The sequence below is a fragment of the Pantoea sp. MT58 genome, from assembly GCF_014495885.1.
Classification (GTDB): Bacteria; Pseudomonadota; Gammaproteobacteria; order Enterobacterales; family Enterobacteriaceae; genus Pantoea; species Pantoea eucalypti.
Window position 1 is genome coordinate 1,173,346 of record NZ_CP061083.1, and the last position, 15,711, is coordinate 1,189,056.

Below are 15,711 nucleotides of genomic sequence, written 5' to 3' on the forward strand. Positions count from 1 at the left end.
AGCCACAGATGCAACTTGTCACCGACAGATTAACCCTGAGTAAATTACAACCCGAAGACTGGCAACTGTTTCGTGCCGTCCATGAAGATCCCGACACCATGAAATGGGTAAGCGAAATCCCGGATGAAGCGGATATTCGACAGCGTTTCACACAACGTCTGGCACCCTGGCAGCCGGGCAGTTTTCATATGCTCTGCCTGGTGGCAAGACGCCAGGACAGCGGTGAGCCCATTGGCCTGTTTGGCTGCAGCCCGGAATGGGAGCCGTATCGTCAGGCGGAGGTGGGCTATATGCTGCTGCATCGCCACTGTGGTCAGGGCTATGGCAGCGAAGCGCTGGCGGCGCTGTGTCAGTTTCTGCTTGAAGCCGATTTTCACAAACTCAAGGCGATGGTGATTGAAGGGAACTGGGCGTCACGCCGTATTCTGGAGAAAAACGGTTTTCAGCTGGAGGGCACGCTGCGGGATAATTATCTGCTGGATGGCCACTGGGTGAACGATTGGCTGCTGGGACGGCTGAATCCGCAAAAATAAAAAAATTTTCCGCCACCCTCGACAAAATGATCCTCGCCACGTTATGTTCGTAACGGGTCACCGCAGTGACCCACGTCGCTCGGACGGTCCGGGCGCTTACGTAATCCAGAGGACATCATGGCTGATAACAGCACACCCCGTCGTTTCTCGCGTATTGAACGTTTACCTCCTTACGTTTTCAACATCACCGCTGAACTGAAGATGGCTGCGCGTCGGCGCGGCGAAGATATCATCGACTTTTCAATGGGTAACCCTGATGGTCCGACTCCGCCTCACATTGTCGAAAAATTATGCCAGGTGGCGCAGCGTGACGATACCCACGGTTATTCCACCTCGCGCGGCATACCGCGTCTGCGCAGAGCGATTTCGCGCTGGTACGCTGAGCGCTATCAGGTGGAGATCGATCCTGAATCTGAGGCAATTGTCACCATCGGCTCCAAAGAGGGGCTGGCGCATCTGATGCTGGCGACGCTGGATCATGGTGATACCGTACTGGTGCCCAATCCCAGCTATCCGATTCATATCTACGGTGCAGTGATTGCCGGAGCGCAGGTGCGTTCGGTGCCGCTGGTGGCGGGTGTCGACTTCTTCAATGAGCTGGAACGTGCTATTCGGGAAAGCTACCCCAAGCCAAAAATGATGATCCTTGGATTCCCATCCAACCCGACCGCACAGTGTGTTGAACTCGACTTTTTCGAGCGGGTGATTGCGCTGGCGAAGCAGTACAACGTACTGGTCATCCACGATCTGGCTTATGCTGACATCGTCTACGATGGCTGGAAAGCGCCGTCGATTATGCAGGTGCCGGGCGCGCGTGATGTTGCCGTTGAATTCTTTACCCTGTCGAAAAGCTACAACATGGCGGGCTGGCGTATCGGTTTCATGGTGGGTAATAAAGAGCTGGTCGCCGCGCTGGCGCGTATCAAGAGTTACCATGACTACGGCACCTTTACGCCGCTACAGGTGGCAGCCATTGCGGCGCTGGAAGGGGATCAGCAGTGCGTGCGTGACATTGCTGAGCAGTATAAACGCCGCCGTGATGTGCTGGTCAAAGGCTTGCATGAAGCGGGCTGGATGGTGGATAACCCCAAAGCCTCGATGTACGTCTGGGCAAAAATTCCCGACCACTATGCACATCTGGGTTCGCTGGAATTTGCTAAACATATGCTGCAGGAGGCGAAAGTCTGTGTTTCCCCTGGTATCGGGTTTGGTGACTATGGCGACACGCACGTGCGATTTGCGCTGATTGAAAACAGCGATCGTATTCGTCAGGCAGTGCGGGGAATTAAGGCGATGTTTCGTGCCGATGGCGTATTGCCGGGCAGCATGAAAACAGAAGAAGAGAGCTGACAGCCAGCAGGGGCGACACGATGGTCGCCCCATGGCGGCACTGTCACGCCATTACTTCAGCAGCAGAACAAAGGTTCCGAACCAAAGTAACGCGAAAAAAGATATTCCCATCAAGGCATATTTCACAAAGCAACTCCTCTGAGCGGTTACGATGATGGCGATCCCAAACCAGTGCAACGCGAACAGATGTGGAAAAGAGATCGCCATTTCAGTAATGGTCTGCTCTCTTCCGGGTCGATCTGAATAACTCTCAGAACAGGATCAGGCGCTAATTTACGCGTAATCCCACCCAAATGAAATAGGCCCGTTCTGAGATATTGCTCACAATATTAGGGCGCCTCGATTTCAGGGATCGCCGACATGCCGACACGTAACTGAGCCAGATGCGGTTGGTCGCCATCCAGCACAATTTTCACCGGCAGACGTTGAACGACTTTAGTGTAGTTGCCTGTGGCGTTATCGGGAGCGATCGCTGAAAAAGTTGCACCAGTGGCCGGTGCGATGCTGTCCACATGACCGGTAAAGGTCTCGCCTGGCAGGGCATCAACCCGGATTCGGACCCGCTGTCCTGGGCGCACATCGCTTAACTGCGTCTCAAGGTAGTTAGCCGTAATGTAGGTTTGCTGCAGGGGGACCACGGCCAGCAGACGGGTTCCGGCTGAAACGTATGCGCCTGTCCGCACCGCACGCTGACCCACCATGCCGTCAACAGGAGCCGTAATGCGCGTGTAGGAGAGATTCAGCCTGGCCTGATCGACGCTGGCTTTGGCTGCGGCAACATCCGCTTCTGCTGAACGCACCGCCGCCTGTAATACGCCCACCTGTTTTATTGCCGATGCCAGTGCAGCCTGACTCTGATGGACAGCTGCCAGCGCCGAGCGCTGATTTGAGCTGGCCTTTTGCTGATCGTCAGCGGCGACGGTGCCGCTTTTATAGAGGCGGTTATAGCGATCGGCGCTTTGACCCGCATACTGCGCAGAAGCCTGACTTGCCGCGACGCTGGCTTTCTGCTGATCAATCATCGACTGCTGCTGTTCCAGTTGAGCCTGGCTGCTCAGCAGTTTCGCCTGACTCACCTGCAGGTCAGCTTCAGCACTCTCCAGCGCCACCCGATAGTCACGGTCATCCAGCGTTGCCAGCAACTGGCCCGCTTTGACCTGCTGATTATCCTGCACCTCAACATGGCTTATGTAGCCCGAGACTTTAGGTGCTACCAGGGTGTAATCCGCATTGACGTAAGCATCATTGGTGCGGTGATCGTTGCTGGTCATCATCGTCCAGACAACAAAGGCAATGGCCAGTAACACCAGCAGCAGCAGACTCAGCAGCAGGGTTCTTCTCATTTCAAAAGTACGCATATTCAGTTATTCCGGGGAGGGTGTTGAATCAAAGTTTGAGGCGGCCAGACCCGTTTTGGCAGGATGGCGGTAAGCAATAACAGGCAGGCGGCAAAGCCGGTCAGCATCAGCCAGCTGTCGCTCAGGCTCAGGATCGTGGCCTGATGCCGGACCAGGGTGGCGAATCCGCTGAGATTATCGCTGGCGCTGATGCTGCCATCCGGCAATAGCGGCAAACTGCGGCTGGCTTGATCGGCTGTCGGCGCGGTCATCAGCCAGCTGCGGCTGGCGGCCTGATTAATCAGGACACTGGAATGAAATTGCTCACGATGAGAAAGGAAAACCTCAACCAGCGTGGAGGCGGCAATACTGGAAAACCCGCGCACCGTGTTAAACATCGCGGAGGCAAAAGGGCCTTCAGGTGGGGCCACAACGCTGGTGGCACTCATCAATATCGGCAAAATGATCATCGGTTGTCCGAACGCCTGCAGGATTTGCAGCAGCCAGAAATTCTGTCGCGCCCAGTCACTGGTGATCTGCGAGCCCAGCAGACAGGCAGTCACCAGCAGGCCGACGCCCGCCGTCAGCATCCAGCGGCAATCAATCCAGCGGATATTGAGCAGGGCAGCAATCAGTGGCGCGATGAGCAATTGTGGCAGGCCTACGGTCAGTGCCAGCGGGGCAAACTCAAGGGTGCGAAAGCCGCTCACCTGAGCAAAGTAGGCCGAAGGCAGCGCGGAACCTGAAAGCCCCAGGATGAGCACGCAGGCCAGCCCCAGCAGGCCGTGCGCCAGGTTGGGCCGTCTGAGCATCTGTAATTTAAACAGCGGCAGCGGGTGAAACCACTCATTGATCAGGAAAACCAGCAGCAGCGGCAGCGCGGCGAGCAGCATACCGGCGATCAGTGGCGAGTTCAGCCAGTCAAGACGCTCCCCCTGGGTCAGCACCAGCACCAGCAGCGCGACAGCAATGCAACCGGTCACCATGCCGAACAGATCGATCTGCTGAAAACGTTCCGGACGCAGCGGGTCCTGCGGTATCCCCCAGCTAATCAGCACCATCGCAATCAGCATGCCAGGCACCACCTGCCAGAACACCATGATCCAGCTGACATGGTCGGTCCATATTGAGGCCAGCGACGCTGCCATATTGGGGCCAAACGTCGCGGTCAGGGCATAGCCCGCCAGGCCGAACAGCTTAAAAGGCGGCGGCAGAAAGCGCAGAGCCACAGTCATCAGCATCGGCGGCAGTGCGCCGCCAAACAACCCCTGCAGCACGCGCAGGCTGATAAACAGCGTGGGATCCGGCACCAGCGGCAGCAGAATGCCGGTCAGCATAAATCCCGCCGACACGCCGAGTGTAAAACGCCGCAGCGACAGGGTGACGGCAAACCAGGGGGCAATCATCATCGCCGCAACTTCTGCCGCCTGATAGCCGGAGATAATCCAGCTACCCTGATCGAAACCGATGCCGATTGCGGCACGGATATCAGCCAGCGCGATATCACTGACGCGGTCGTTCAGCCCGGAGGTCAGCGCAGCAATAAGCACGCCGATCAGGCCCAGAGCTAGTCGGAGTGTAAAAGGATGAGGAGCCGGCGGCGTGGCGGGCTTAGCGTTCATTACTGGCAATCTCGTTATTATGATGCAGTGTACTGCAATGTGGTACAGGGCGTAATATTACATCCCGGTATGCTGTATTGCAATGTGGTACAGGCTGTAAAAAGTGCGGCATTCGCGTTACAGTAAGGCAGCTCAAACAGGACGACGCTATGGCACATCAACCCTCCAGCCGCGAGGATGAAAAAACGGGCGGTATCCAGGTCATCGCCCGTGCGGCAAAAATTCTTAATGCGCTGGGCGAACAGCCGGGCGGCATGAGCCTTGGCGAGATCGCTCAGGCGGTGGAACTGCCCCGTTCAACGGTGCAGCGCATTGTCGCTGCGCTCGACAGCGCAGAGCTTGTGCGCAGCAGTGGGGCGGGCGGATTGCGTCTGGGACCTGCCCTTTTAAAACTGATCTCCAGCGTGCATACCGACGTGGTTGATCTGGTCAGTCCGCTACTGGAAAAACTCTCTTCGGATACTAATGAAACGGTCTCGCTGGCGCGCGCCAGCGGCAGCCAGCTGGCGATTATTCACCATGTCGTGGCGTCACGTGAACTTCGGGTTGTCCCGCATATGGGACTGAATCTGCCGCTCTACAGTACCTCCGGGGGACGGGCGTTGCTGGCACTGGAGTGTGAAAAAGATGTCCGGACGATTGTTGGCGACGCCTGGCAGGAGCTGACCGATCAGACGGTGAAAACATTGCCACAATTGCTACAACTTATCAGGGAAGTCCGCGAAACCGGTATCGCCGTGGATCGCGGTGAAACCCTGGAAGGGATCTCTACCATGGCGTTTGCGCTGGATACGCTGTTTGGTCGCTTTTCTGTCTCTTTACTGGTGCCCTCTGCTCGTTTTCTGCGACATGAAGCGCGTTTTCGTGACGAGATGCTGAAGTGTAAAGAGGCGCTGGTGCGTGAAATCGGCAAAGTTGCCGCGATTTAAGGATAAGCATCTGATGAAAACCCTGCTGATGGCCATAGACCACTCTCCGGTTGCCGGGAAAGTGGTTGCCTTGACGATTGAAGAAGCGCTGGCACATCGCGCCGATGTGGTGGTGCTGTGCTGCGTCGATCCTGCCTACTCCTCCTGTAATCAGCCGATGGAAATCGATGCGGGTGAAGACCCGGCCGATTTTGTGGCAGCACAGGATGAGCAAAATACGGCGGAAATGGTGGTGCGTCATGCACTGGCACCGTTACTGCGCGCTGGCATTAATGCGCGTGGCGTGATCCTGGCGGGTGAGGCGGCAGATACCATTGTTGCCCAGTCACAACAGCTTAAGGCAAGCATGATTATCATGGGACGTCGCCACCTCTCTTCGTTTAACAGATTATTAAAAGGCTCGGTCAGCGCAGCGGTGATTGAGCGTGCTCACTGTCCTGTGCTAATCGATGTGCGTAAGGATTAACCCCGCAGCATGAATTCTCTGCTTTTTATTACGCTGGCTGCGTTTTCATTGCTGGCGTTGATCGTTATTGTGCTGATCAAAACGACCCGACTGCGTTTGTGGCAGGGGCTGCTCATTTTTCTGCTGCCCCTGATCATGGCTAATCTGCTCTGGTTCAGCTGGGTCGCGCCGCATCAGTTGCAGGCAAGCCAGCATGAGCAGGCAGTAAATCAACTGGCAAAGATGCCAGGCTATCGCGTGCTGCAAACGCAGGAACCCGCGCTCTGGTTATTGCTGACCCAGGAGCTGACCCGTCGAATCCGTGCAGGCGAGCCCGCTCTGCAGGCAACAGGTGAACTGCGTGGCTGGCTGATTGAGGTGGTCAACCAACGGCTGATGCGCGCAACGGATGCAGCAGTGGTTAACTATATCGGCGTCTCGGTAGAAGAGATGCGGGCGCTGAATCAAATCGATCCGGGTCTCTGCTTCCGTTTTCTCTATCCGCAGGTGAGTGGAGGAATTAATTTACAGACTACGCTAACGTCTTCGCTGAATCGCAAAGAAGCGGATGCCATGGAGCAGTTGCTGCTTAACAGCCCTCCGCCCGAAAAGCCCCTCGATAAGACGCAGGCGCAGGATGATCTGCAAAAGATCGTCGGACGCCTCTTTCTGAAATGGGGCGACAAACTGCAGCAGCTGAATATGCCAGCTGACACGGCAGTGGATCGCTCATCGCTGTGTGGCATGTCCATTGATCTCTACAGTGCCATTCTGGCATTACCTGACAAACGCGCCGCTAACCTGTTACGTAGAATGGTGGCAACGACGGGTCAGTAAGCGACCGCGGAATAGCGGGCAAAAAAAAGCCCGCTAAGCGCGGGCAGGGAAGAGAGAGGAACAGCTTTTTTATTTTTGGCATTTCCTGGTGTGGTGCAGTCTTCGTTTCGTCTTGTCTGAGTACATCCTGTCATTTCTGACACGATAGCGATAGCCGTTTAATCGTATTACATTAATCGGCAAAAGCTTCTCAAGTTTTAATTTTCGCGCATAAATCCTATGGATGAGCGGCATGCTGCGTCATACACTGCGCGGCAACGTGAGGACAACAACTATGAAAAAACTAATTACCGGCGCAGTAGCGCTGATTTTGCTGAGTGGATGTACTGCCAGCAAACCCGGGGCATTCGAACGTGTTGATGAAGATCCGGATTCAAATACCGTTCAGTACCGTTTTGACCCGGCAAAGGTCAATCGTGACGCAATGGATATTGATCTGGCGAATTACTGCAGCAGTAAAGGATTTGATAAGGTCGAAGCGCTGCCTGCCGAGGAGAGTCATATTCCGGGACTGAAGAAAGCGTGGTTCCAGTGTAATTATGCTTTGAAAAGTTAAATAAAACGGGCGGGATAAATATCCCGCCCTTAAAATGTAATGCTTTTATTTTATGCTGTGTGACATCTTTGCCCGTCAGTGGCGATAGTAACCGCCATGATACCCTTCGTGATAACCTCCATAGTAGCCTCCATGATATCCGCCGCCACCTCCGCGATGCCAGCCATTATCGTGTCGTGGGCTGATGATACAACCACTTAATAACGTCATCAGTGCAACGACAGAAGCGACTTTAATTAATCTCTTCATCGGAAGCTTCTCCTCTTTTCCAATGACTACGACACTACGCCGGAAAAGTGGAGTGAAGATGCAGGCTTTGTAGAGTTATTTAAGAAGATATGACGGAATATTTCAAAATGCTGAATTATGCAGCAAGGGGAATTGAAAACATCGGAATGAACTGAATAATTAATACTATCAAAGAGAATAGTCTCAAAATCAAGCGAAAATAATTCTCATTTGAAAGTTTTTACCACTACATTATTAGCATGTCAGTTCAATGGGAGAGAAACATGCCGCATGACGTTAAAAATATTCTGGCTTTACAGGCAGAGCTGGGCGAATGCCCGCTCTGGTCAGTGGAGGAGCAGGTGCTCTACTGTGTCGATATCCTGGCACCGGCCATTCACCGTTTTAATCCAGTCAGCGGCGAGCTGCAAACCTTCCCGCAGGCGGAAGAGGTGGGATGTATTGGGCTGCGTGAGCAGGGCGGGATAATAGCGGCACTGCGCGGCGGTGTCTGGCTGCTGGATGCGCAGGGTAAGCCGGAGAAAAAGGTCGCAGAGAATCCCGGTATCGCTGCGCAAAGTCGCTTTAATGATGGCCGCGTTGATCCCTGGGGTAACTTCTGGTGCGGCAGCCTGTGGGAACCGCAGGACAAAAACGGCGGCCTGCTGTGCCGTGTGACGCCTGACCTGAAGCTGGAGGTGAAGGCGCGCGACATTAAAATTTCCAACGGGCTGGCATTTTCTCCTGACCGACGCTGGATGTATCACAGCGACACGCCGAATGAGGCACTCTATCGCTATCCGCTGAATGAGCAGGGCGAACCGGGTGAGCGCACGCTGTTCCGCCGTTTCGACGCGAAGGGCGGGCTACCGGATGGCGCTGCTGTGGACAGTGAAGGATTTTACTGGTCTGCACAGTTTGATGGCGGACGCGTGGTACGTATCGATCCGCAGAGTAGCGAAATCGTCGATGAGATCCTGCTGCCGGTGAAGTGGCCAACCATGGTGGCCTTTGGCGGTGCCGATCTTAAAACGCTGTTCATTACCAGTTCACGTGAAGATCGCACGGAAGAGGAGCTGGCACGCTATCCGCAGTCCGGCGATATCTTTGCAGTAGACCTGGCGGTGGCGGGAATGGCAGAGCCGCGATTCCGCGGTTAAACGACTACGGGCCGCTTAATTGCGGCCCGTAATCATTGTCAGTAAGCGTTAATGGCGTTGCAACACCGGTTCTGCTGTGATGGAACTCTGAGGTAAGCGGATAGTGAGTGACAGGAACAGCGAGATGACCAGCAGCGTCATAATCAGGCTGAAGGTGACGGTGAAACCACCAAACAGTGAGGCGACCAGTGAACCCAGCACGCTACCGATACCAAAGCCGAGATAGAGCAGACCGTAATTTTTAGTCAGGTTGTTGAGCCCGAAGAAGTCACTCACCAGCGATGGGAACACTGTGATAGTGCCGCCAAAGCTGAAGGCGACACAGGCGAGTGACAGGAAGAAGGTCATCTCATTCATCCGGGTAAACAGCAGCACGCTCATTCCGATCAGAGACACAATTTGCGCCAGTGAAATGACTCTGATGCGCATCATTTTGTCAGAGAGCACACCCAGTACCAGACGACCGCTCAGGTTGGCAATCGCGATCACTGTTACTGCGCTGGCAGCTGTCTGCGTGGAAAGATGCACCATGCCTTCGCCGATATCCTTGGCAACGCCTATCACATAGAGGCCGCTCATACAGGCGGTCAGGAACATCAGCGCCAGCATCCAGTACTGCGGCAGACGTACCGACTGTGCCAGCGTGTAATCCCGCGTATGTTGCTGACCTTTAGTTGAGGTTCCGATCTGCTGCAGTGGTGCTTCACGCATCAGCAGCGCACCGAGAATAATCATCGACATCGCCAGCACGCCCCAGATCATGAAGGTCTGTTCCAGACCCACCGTCGCCAGCAGCGCCCCGCAAATAAATTTAAATCCCAGGCTGCCCAGACCGTATGCCCCAATCGCACAGGCAGAGATCATTCCTTTGCGCTCAGGGAACCACTTCACGCAGTTAGACAACGTCATCAGGTAACCTGCGCCATCGGCCAGACCGACCAGCAAGCCGGCACTGAAATAGAGCATCATCAGGTTATTTGCGTGAGCGGTGAGCCAGAAACCCAGTGCCATCAGTACACCTGCACCGATAGTGACGCGGCGTACACCAAAACGTTCCTGTAATTTACCGGCCAGCGAAGAGGCGATAGCCAGACCTAAACTCAGCAGGCCGAAAGAAAAAGCGACCTGACTGACGGGGGCATCCAGCTTCTGTGACAGCTGGCCATTAAACAAACTCCATGTGTAGACTGACCCCAGCGCGAACTGAGTGATTACCGTGCCGAACAATGTAAGCCAGCGGGAACGCTGGTAAGAAGCCTGTTGAGTCTGGTTCATGATTTTTCTCTCCCGTCCGGGAATCTGGAAACTGCGGTCAGAATAAAGCCGTGCTTCGCGTGCGTGTGTAATAAAGGCATGAATAGAACGGATCAGGGAATGAAATGCTCTTCAGAGGGTATGAACGACATCGTCACAGGTGCAGCGACGGGGCGTAACGGGAAAAGTAACCAATACGGCATCATGATGTGTAAGCGTAATTAACCGTAAGATAATGTTTCATTTCGCTGTTTCTGTGAGCGGGTTTCCAGATTATTTGCCAGACTTACAACTCACTTAACAGGAGGAAATATGAAAGACCGGACATATGAATCCAATAGCAGTGAGGATGACGTTTGCTGCATCATCGGTCAGGCGGTGATTGAACTCAGTACAGAACAGCAGCCTGTGACTAAATCGACCCTGGCATTGAAACTGCTCTCCATGGCCGATCGTGATAGTGACGATGAGCGTGTTCTGCTTTACTGGATTGCGCGTAAAGCGATCAATCAACCACAGAAACTTCTTCAGCAGCAGTCGGCGTAACGCCCATCCGGACGCGGGCCTTAGCCCGCATTCATGTCAGATAATGACCCGGCGACGGCTTGCCGGCCAGCGGGCAAGCATCACAACATTGCCCAGCAAAATCATGACAAGGCCAGGGATGGCGCTGGCATGCCATTCGTACCCTTCGTATCGGGTGGAAAGTGCCAGTGCAACCAGCGGAAACAGGACAGTTGTATATGCAGCACGACTGGCTCCGATGCGACCAACCAGCGTAAAGTAGGCGCCAAACCCTATCACTGACCCTACCAGAGCCAGATAAGTTAAGGCTCCCACCCACTGGGTATTCCATGCTGGCTGCAGCGAAATCCCCTGTGCCAGCGAGACAAGGGCCATCGCAACCGCACCGTATAACATGCCGTAACTGTTAGTTGTCAGTACGTCGCGTTTCAGACGCTGATGTCGCTGACTGATCATATTGCCGAATGAAAATCCCAGGGTGCCCAGTGCACTCAATCCAATGCCCCATATCAATTCTGCCGAGGCCTGCGTGCTGCGCAGATCGTGCCAGAACAGGGCAACAATGCCTGCCATCCCCAGCACTACCGCCGGAATCAGACGTGCAGAGGGGCGCTGACGGAAGAATACCCAGCTATTAATGGCGTTATACATGACAGCCATTGAGAAAATCACTGACTCCAGTCCGCTGCTGATATAGCCGGACGCGTAATAGAAACAGACAAAGTTGAAGCCAAAGACACAACAGCCCTGCAGCATACAAAAGAGATGATCCTGCAGTGTCAGTCTGTGCAGCCGTTTTATCAGCGTAAGCAGCAATAGCATGACCAGTGAAGCCAGCAAAAACCGCCAGAACACCGCGACGACCACGGCGTTATCGCCCGCAGACTGTTGCGCGTAAATCGCGATCCAGGTCGTGCCCCAGATAAGTACAACAGAAAGATACAAAAACAGGTTCATGCCAGATTCTCCGATCTAAACCGTTGATTCTGCATCTGCACTGCGTTCTGGTCTTGCAGGGCATTGCGCCGGATTTGCAAAATCTTGCGCATTTTTATCCTCCGTCCCAATGTGACCTGTTCTCTGTCCCTTACAATCCGTAAACTGATCTTCTGTTTTATCTGAACTGATACTTTGATGCGTACCTACCAGACCTTTGAAATGCTGCAACGTCACAAAGCGCAACTGCGTGACCATGTGCATCTTAATAGTGGCATTCAGCTGGCAGCCTGGTTCAACAGCGGCGATCGCGTCACCAACCTCAGCGATCATCACACCCTGAGCCTTTATGTCGCGGGCGGCTACGATACCTGGCATAAAACCCCACACGGCTGGCGTAATGGTGGCGCACCGGATCGCTTCTGTCTGATGCCGGCAGGCACGGAATCAACCTGGGATCTGCGAGCCGATCTCGCCTTTGTTCATCTCTATTGCAGCGAAAACCAGCTGCGGCAGCTGGCCGAACGGGTCTGGGACCGCAGCCCGGCGCAGTTAAATCTGCATGAAAAAATCTTTTCCACTGATGACCGCATTACCCAGCTTTATCGGCACTTTCTTCTGAGCAGTGACTGGCAACAGCCCGCAAGCCAGCTGATGCTGAGCAGTGCATCCACACTGCTTCTGACCCATCTATTGCAGCACTACAGCGAAGTCAGGTGGCAACTGCCACAGGTGCGTGGCGGACTGGCGCCGGCGGTATTACGACGTGTTCTGGAATTTATTGAAACCCATCTCGACCAGCCTTTAACTCTGGCGGTGCTGGCGCAGGAAGCGGCATTAAGTGAGTTTCACTTTGCCCGTATGTTCCGTCACACCACGGGCGAAGCGCCACACCAGTTTGTGATGCGCCGTCGTATGGAGCGCGCACGGACGTTGCTTGAGCGACCTGACCTGACGCTGACCGACATTGCTTTTCAGTGTGGATTCCACTCTTCATCACACTTCAGTCATCGTTTTCGTCAGGTTTATGGCATGACGCCTTCGGCGTGCCGGCGGGGGAGTTGTCAAAATTTCTAAACTTGCCGCTATAGATACTGATTTCAAGCCACACTGAATAACCAGCCCTGGATTACCATTTAGCCAGTCGGCAATGATTCTTCAGAGCATTAAAACTTTTTTGAGTTCTGGCTTAACATATGAGTCTTAATTTTCATTAATGCTTCATGAATGTGTCAAGAGTGTCTCATCGGATTAAGAGTTATACTTTGAGAAACATTCTTATGGGCAGATAAAATATGAAGGTGCCAATCTTGATGGACACCTTAAATAAAAAGCTTCGGAACGTGTTAAACCATCTAATGTTCTTGAGACATTACAGTTCTTTGTTACCTTTAATATCCCACCCTGACTGAGTTTCAGCGCCTTTGCCGCCACTCGCAGACTGTTCCCAATACTGTGTTCTGACTTTTGATGCCTGAAACTGATATGAGACTCCGATAAGGTCACGATTTGTAGTGCCATTGAAAACCACATTAGTGATAAGGACGTCTTCAAGCGTAATGCGACAGTACTCAATCTGGCTGCCTCCGGCTTTACATACTGAAAGCTCAACTTTGGCGACATGTTTGCCGTTGGATACGTAGCGCATTATCGCTGGCGTAGCTTTGTCAATAAGTGCCTGAACCGACAGGTCCCGGTACTGAACTTTTCCTGCGCCACCACCGCCTCCAGCAGACATATTCCCTGGTTGGTTTGCACCCCAGGTGAAAGATTCAATAGCAATCCAGCCTTTATGGTTACTATCCAGTGATTCGCCTGTGATGCCATCGATTTTTAAGAAGATGTCTGTACTCATAGCTGGTCCTTTTGCTTTCCCTGTGTAAGGGAATCTGATTAAATAAACTTAACGATACGTATAATGACATAAAGGCACAGTCATGGACTACTGGAAACCAGACCGATTCAAGGATTACTTTCTGACTATGGCTAATGCTGAAGCTAATCAGCTGCTTAGTACGTCAAATCACTTATCTTTGATTCACCTGTCTGAGGGTTACAACAGGATTCAGTTTCAGGACGAAGTGAAGATTTTCGTTAATGCTCAGATTGATACGATTCGAACAGGTGCCAGCGATGATGAATGCCAGCAATGCATTCAAAACCTGAAAGAAGAACATCGTAATCTCATGAGACAAGATCAACTTCTTCGTACTGGTCAGGCGGCATTGCATGCTTCAGTAAAATTCGTTCAGCAAGGTGATATCTGGGGATATATTATCGATGGTGTGGGGGTAGTACTGAGTGGATTACAGGTGGTGGCTGGGTTTGGAGTTATGGCCGCTTCAGCTGCAACCGGAAATATAATAGGGGTTGGTTTTGGTGCGATGCTCACGCTTCATGGCGTGAATGGCGTTCAGGAAGGTGTAATGAATGTTATTACAGGAAAAAATGACGCCCAGGGATTCTTGAAAGATGGTTACATTGGAGCAGCCAGGTTCTTGGGTTTTGATCAAAAAACAGGTGAAATTGCCTACAGCAGTATGGATCTTGCTCTTTCGGCCTATGGCATGTTCAGGCTGATAAGAAAACCTCAAACATTTCGACTTTTTTACTACGTAAACTCCGACTTCGTTAGGGGTATCAAAGATATGAGCCGCTTTGAATTAGGCGTGGAAATATATAATGACTATTCGGCTCTGAAATCAATTTACGATAATAAAAAATAAATCACTTTTTTCTCGTGTACCGGAATGATTTGTAGCCTAACTTCATGGGTGTGAAAATGTAAAAAATAGGAGCTATGATTAGCATTGTGATTGAGTATGAGGTAACAGCGAGGCTATCCTTGTACATAAGCGTGTATATCCAGACTATAGCAAGAATGGCTACAAGGACCATTGAAGCAATAAAACGTATGCTAAGCTCTTTAAGTAAAGCCGGATAAGTCGTTCCACTTTTTTCAGCTTGCATTCTTAAAGCAGCAATGTCTTTCGCATTGAAACCGTTTTCAGCAAGTTTTTCTTCAATTTCAAAAATGTTCATATCATCACCAAATTGTAGATTTATATTGATCATAACTCACATTGCTAATAATTTACCAGAAAAAATTATATTGTCATTTAAAAGGAAATGAAAGTGTTAGAGGACTCAAAATTAATTTATCCGCATTTTTCAATTATACACTATTCCCCAACGTGGATTGATGAGAGCAGGACTACTGAATTAGCTTTGGAATGGCAGAGTTCACTAGTGTCTTTTTTTATAACTCAACCTCACCGTAAACAAGAGGCCTTTTTGATCGGAAGCGGTTTTATATATCTATTAGGTGACCATATACCTTGTATTGTTACTGCTTCCCATGTAATTAAAGAGATGCAAAAAAGTGAATTGTCGTTCATATCGATTGACGGAAATAAATTTAAGTTCGAGCATCTGGAAGTATTTTTTAATGATGAACAAGATTACGCTATTATTCCTATGTCTGAAAAAATCATGAAGGCTATACCAAATAGCGTTCTTTTTGATACTAAAGTTAATAACGATTTTTTTGAGAAAACATCTTCATTTGTGATCATGGGATATCCATCAAAAGTTAATAAGTTACATAAAATGCACCCTGAGAAAGGCTTGTCGCCTTTTAATATTAATTTTCACAACTTTTTTTATGAAAGAAAAACCGAAGATATTTATTTCCATTTTATTGCTGGCGGAAAAGAAAAAAACATCTGTTTTGAGGATGCCAGTACTAATAAAACCGTTACTTCGCTTGCAGGTATGAGTGGAAGCGTGATTGCTCAGTTGATAATTAATAAATTGGACGGCGGAGTTTCTTTAAAAGCTATTGGTATATTCAAAGAACATCGACCTAAAAGAGGTAATTTTCTGGTAGGTTCTACCTTGATTGATTTTGCTGATAATCTTAATTCATACTTAAATGATGATGATGCTTAGATAGGGTTTGGGCAAATATAATTCTTATACCTTCTCGCACAGTTAAGT

General features: G+C 51.5%; 19 protein-coding genes. 11 read left to right on the top strand and 8 right to left on the bottom strand.

Annotated elements, in window-relative coordinates; translation table 11 throughout:
- Window positions 1–8 precede the first annotated feature (8 nt).
- Window positions 9–533: a GNAT family N-acetyltransferase gene (locus IAI47_RS05570; RefSeq protein WP_003848913.1), complete on the top strand. Its 525-nt coding sequence runs from the start codon at window positions 9–11 to the stop codon at window positions 531–533.
- Between the two features lie 117 nt (window positions 534–650).
- Window positions 651–1,883 carry an alanine transaminase gene (alaC, locus tag IAI47_RS05575; RefSeq protein ID WP_008926517.1) on the top strand — a complete coding sequence of 411 codons (1,233 nt, stop codon included), beginning with the start codon at window positions 651–653 and terminating at the stop codon, window positions 1,881–1,883.
- A gap of 51 nt (window positions 1,884–1,934) precedes the next feature.
- Here alaC and ypdK read toward each other — a convergent pair whose 3' ends face one another.
- The 3 genes from ypdK to IAI47_RS05590 form a co-directional block, all read right to left on the bottom strand.
- Window positions 1,935–2,009: a membrane protein YpdK gene (ypdK, locus tag IAI47_RS05580; RefSeq protein WP_099257831.1), complete on the bottom strand. Its 75-nt coding sequence runs from the start codon at window positions 2,007–2,009 to the stop codon at window positions 1,935–1,937.
- Window positions 2,010–2,212: 203 nt separating this feature from the next.
- On the bottom strand, window positions 2,213–3,241 hold the full coding sequence (locus IAI47_RS05585; protein WP_008926516.1) for an HlyD family secretion protein: 1,029 nt from the start codon (window positions 3,239–3,241) through the stop codon (window positions 2,213–2,215).
- Window positions 3,242–3,243: 2 nt separating this feature from the next.
- On the bottom strand, window positions 3,244–4,842 hold the full coding sequence (locus IAI47_RS05590; protein ID WP_008926515.1) for an MFS transporter: 1,599 nt from the start codon (window positions 4,840–4,842) through the stop codon (window positions 3,244–3,246).
- A 149-nt stretch (window positions 4,843–4,991) separates the two neighbouring features.
- On the opposite strand from IAI47_RS05590, the gene IAI47_RS05595 reads away from it, so the two are divergent.
- The 4 genes from IAI47_RS05595 to IAI47_RS05610 all read left to right on the top strand — a co-directional run bounded on the left by IAI47_RS05595 (window position 4,992) and on the right by IAI47_RS05610 (window position 7,609).
- Window positions 4,992–5,771 (top strand): IclR family transcriptional regulator, encoded by a 780-nt coding sequence (locus IAI47_RS05595; RefSeq protein ID WP_003848922.1) that lies wholly within the window; start codon window positions 4,992–4,994, stop codon window positions 5,769–5,771.
- A gap of 13 nt (window positions 5,772–5,784) precedes the next feature.
- Window positions 5,785–6,237: a universal stress protein gene (locus tag IAI47_RS05600; protein ID WP_003848924.1), complete on the top strand. Its 453-nt coding sequence runs from the start codon at window positions 5,785–5,787 to the stop codon at window positions 6,235–6,237.
- Between the two features lie 9 nt (window positions 6,238–6,246).
- Window positions 6,247–7,053, top strand: coding sequence for a hypothetical protein (locus tag IAI47_RS05605; protein WP_008926514.1), 807 nt, complete (start codon window positions 6,247–6,249; stop codon window positions 7,051–7,053).
- Window positions 7,054–7,327: 274 nt separating this feature from the next.
- Entirely contained in the window at window positions 7,328–7,609 is a 282-nt protein-coding gene (locus IAI47_RS05610; RefSeq protein ID WP_003848928.1) for a lipoprotein, read from the top strand.
- A gap of 75 nt (window positions 7,610–7,684) precedes the next feature.
- Here the strand turns inward: IAI47_RS05610 and IAI47_RS05615 are convergent, their stop codons facing one another.
- The gene (locus IAI47_RS05615; RefSeq protein WP_008926513.1) at window positions 7,685–7,858 is read right to left on the bottom strand and encodes a hypothetical protein; all 174 of its coding nucleotides are present in this window, start codon (window positions 7,856–7,858) and stop codon (window positions 7,685–7,687) included.
- Between the two features lie 263 nt (window positions 7,859–8,121).
- Here IAI47_RS05615 and IAI47_RS05620 point away from each other — a divergent pair, with 263 nt between their 5' ends.
- Window positions 8,122–8,997, top strand: a complete 876-nt coding sequence (locus IAI47_RS05620; protein ID WP_008926512.1) for an SMP-30/gluconolactonase/LRE family protein — start codon at window positions 8,122–8,124, stop codon at window positions 8,995–8,997.
- A 48-nt stretch (window positions 8,998–9,045) separates the two neighbouring features.
- Here IAI47_RS05620 and IAI47_RS05625 read toward each other — a convergent pair whose 3' ends face one another.
- Window positions 9,046–10,272: an MFS transporter gene (locus IAI47_RS05625; RefSeq protein WP_008926511.1), complete on the bottom strand. Its 1,227-nt coding sequence runs from the start codon at window positions 10,270–10,272 to the stop codon at window positions 9,046–9,048.
- Between the two features lie 291 nt (window positions 10,273–10,563).
- On the opposite strand from IAI47_RS05625, the gene IAI47_RS05630 reads away from it, so the two are divergent.
- A complete protein-coding gene (locus IAI47_RS05630; RefSeq protein ID WP_003848934.1) occupies window positions 10,564–10,797 on the top strand; it encodes a hypothetical protein in 234 nt (77 codons plus the stop codon).
- A gap of 36 nt (window positions 10,798–10,833) precedes the next feature.
- On the opposite strand, the gene IAI47_RS05635 is transcribed toward IAI47_RS05630, so the two are convergent.
- Entirely contained in the window at window positions 10,834–11,733 is a 900-nt protein-coding gene (locus IAI47_RS05635) for a DMT family transporter (RefSeq protein WP_187961180.1), read from the bottom strand.
- 177 nt (window positions 11,734–11,910) lie between these two features.
- Here IAI47_RS05635 and IAI47_RS05640 point away from each other — a divergent pair, with 177 nt between their 5' ends.
- Window positions 11,911–12,789, top strand: coding sequence for a helix-turn-helix domain-containing protein (locus tag IAI47_RS05640; protein WP_008926508.1), 879 nt, complete (start codon window positions 11,911–11,913; stop codon window positions 12,787–12,789).
- Window positions 12,790–13,084: 295 nt separating this feature from the next.
- On the opposite strand, the gene IAI47_RS05645 is transcribed toward IAI47_RS05640, so the two are convergent.
- Window positions 13,085–13,567 carry a type VI secretion system tube protein Hcp gene (locus IAI47_RS05645; RefSeq protein ID WP_008926507.1) on the bottom strand — a complete coding sequence of 161 codons (483 nt, stop codon included), beginning with the start codon at window positions 13,565–13,567 and terminating at the stop codon, window positions 13,085–13,087.
- Between the two features lie 82 nt (window positions 13,568–13,649).
- Between IAI47_RS05645 and IAI47_RS05650 the strand changes: the two genes are divergently transcribed.
- Window positions 13,650–14,438: a DUF4225 domain-containing protein gene (locus tag IAI47_RS05650; RefSeq protein WP_008926506.1), complete on the top strand. Its 789-nt coding sequence runs from the start codon at window positions 13,650–13,652 to the stop codon at window positions 14,436–14,438.
- 1 nt (window position 14,439) lies between these two features.
- On the opposite strand, the gene IAI47_RS05655 is transcribed toward IAI47_RS05650, so the two are convergent.
- Window positions 14,440–14,787: a hypothetical protein gene (locus IAI47_RS05655; RefSeq protein ID WP_008926505.1), complete on the bottom strand. Its 348-nt coding sequence runs from the start codon at window positions 14,785–14,787 to the stop codon at window positions 14,440–14,442.
- Window positions 14,788–14,847: 60 nt separating this feature from the next.
- Here IAI47_RS05655 and IAI47_RS05660 point away from each other — a divergent pair, with 60 nt between their 5' ends.
- The gene (locus tag IAI47_RS05660) at window positions 14,848–15,663 is read left to right on the top strand and encodes a hypothetical protein (protein ID WP_008926504.1); all 816 of its coding nucleotides are present in this window, start codon (window positions 14,848–14,850) and stop codon (window positions 15,661–15,663) included.
- Window positions 15,664–15,711: the final 48 nt, after the last annotated feature.

Excerpts from the sequence above, each read along its gene's own strand:
- IAI47_RS05585 (WP_008926516.1), bottom strand. The coding sequence starts at position 3,241 with ATGCGTACTTTTGAAATGAGAAGAACCCTGCTGCTGAGTCTGCTGCTG.
- IAI47_RS05610 (WP_003848928.1), top strand. The coding sequence starts at position 7,328 with ATGAAAAAACTAATTACCGGCGCAGTAGCGCTGATTTTGCTGAGTGGA.
- IAI47_RS05605 (WP_008926514.1), top strand. The coding sequence starts at position 6,247 with ATGAATTCTCTGCTTTTTATTACGCTGGCTGCGTTTTCATTGCTGGCG.
- IAI47_RS05615 (WP_008926513.1), bottom strand. The coding sequence starts at position 7,858 with ATGAAGAGATTAATTAAAGTCGCTTCTGTCGTTGCACTGATGACGTTA.
- IAI47_RS05600 (WP_003848924.1), top strand. The coding sequence starts at position 5,785 with ATGAAAACCCTGCTGATGGCCATAGACCACTCTCCGGTTGCCGGGAAA.
- IAI47_RS05620 (WP_008926512.1), top strand. The coding sequence starts at position 8,122 with ATGCCGCATGACGTTAAAAATATTCTGGCTTTACAGGCAGAGCTGGGC.
- IAI47_RS05650 (WP_008926506.1), top strand. The coding sequence starts at position 13,650 with ATGGACTACTGGAAACCAGACCGATTCAAGGATTACTTTCTGACTATG.
- IAI47_RS05645 (WP_008926507.1), bottom strand. The coding sequence starts at position 13,567 with ATGAGTACAGACATCTTCTTAAAAATCGATGGCATCACAGGCGAATCA.
- IAI47_RS05635 (WP_187961180.1), bottom strand. The coding sequence starts at position 11,733 with ATGAACCTGTTTTTGTATCTTTCTGTTGTACTTATCTGGGGCACGACC.
- IAI47_RS05630 (WP_003848934.1), top strand. The coding sequence starts at position 10,564 with ATGAAAGACCGGACATATGAATCCAATAGCAGTGAGGATGACGTTTGC.
- IAI47_RS05570 (WP_003848913.1), top strand. The coding sequence starts at position 9 with ATGCAACTTGTCACCGACAGATTAACCCTGAGTAAATTACAACCCGAA.
- alaC (WP_008926517.1), top strand. The coding sequence starts at position 651 with ATGGCTGATAACAGCACACCCCGTCGTTTCTCGCGTATTGAACGTTTA.
- IAI47_RS05590 (WP_008926515.1), bottom strand. The coding sequence starts at position 4,842 with ATGAACGCTAAGCCCGCCACGCCGCCGGCTCCTCATCCTTTTACACTC.
- IAI47_RS05595 (WP_003848922.1), top strand. The coding sequence starts at position 4,992 with ATGGCACATCAACCCTCCAGCCGCGAGGATGAAAAAACGGGCGGTATC.
- IAI47_RS05640 (WP_008926508.1), top strand. The coding sequence starts at position 11,911 with ATGCGTACCTACCAGACCTTTGAAATGCTGCAACGTCACAAAGCGCAA.
- IAI47_RS05625 (WP_008926511.1), bottom strand. The coding sequence starts at position 10,272 with ATGAACCAGACTCAACAGGCTTCTTACCAGCGTTCCCGCTGGCTTACA.
- IAI47_RS05655 (WP_008926505.1), bottom strand. The coding sequence starts at position 14,787 with ATGATCAATATAAATCTACAATTTGGTGATGATATGAACATTTTTGAA.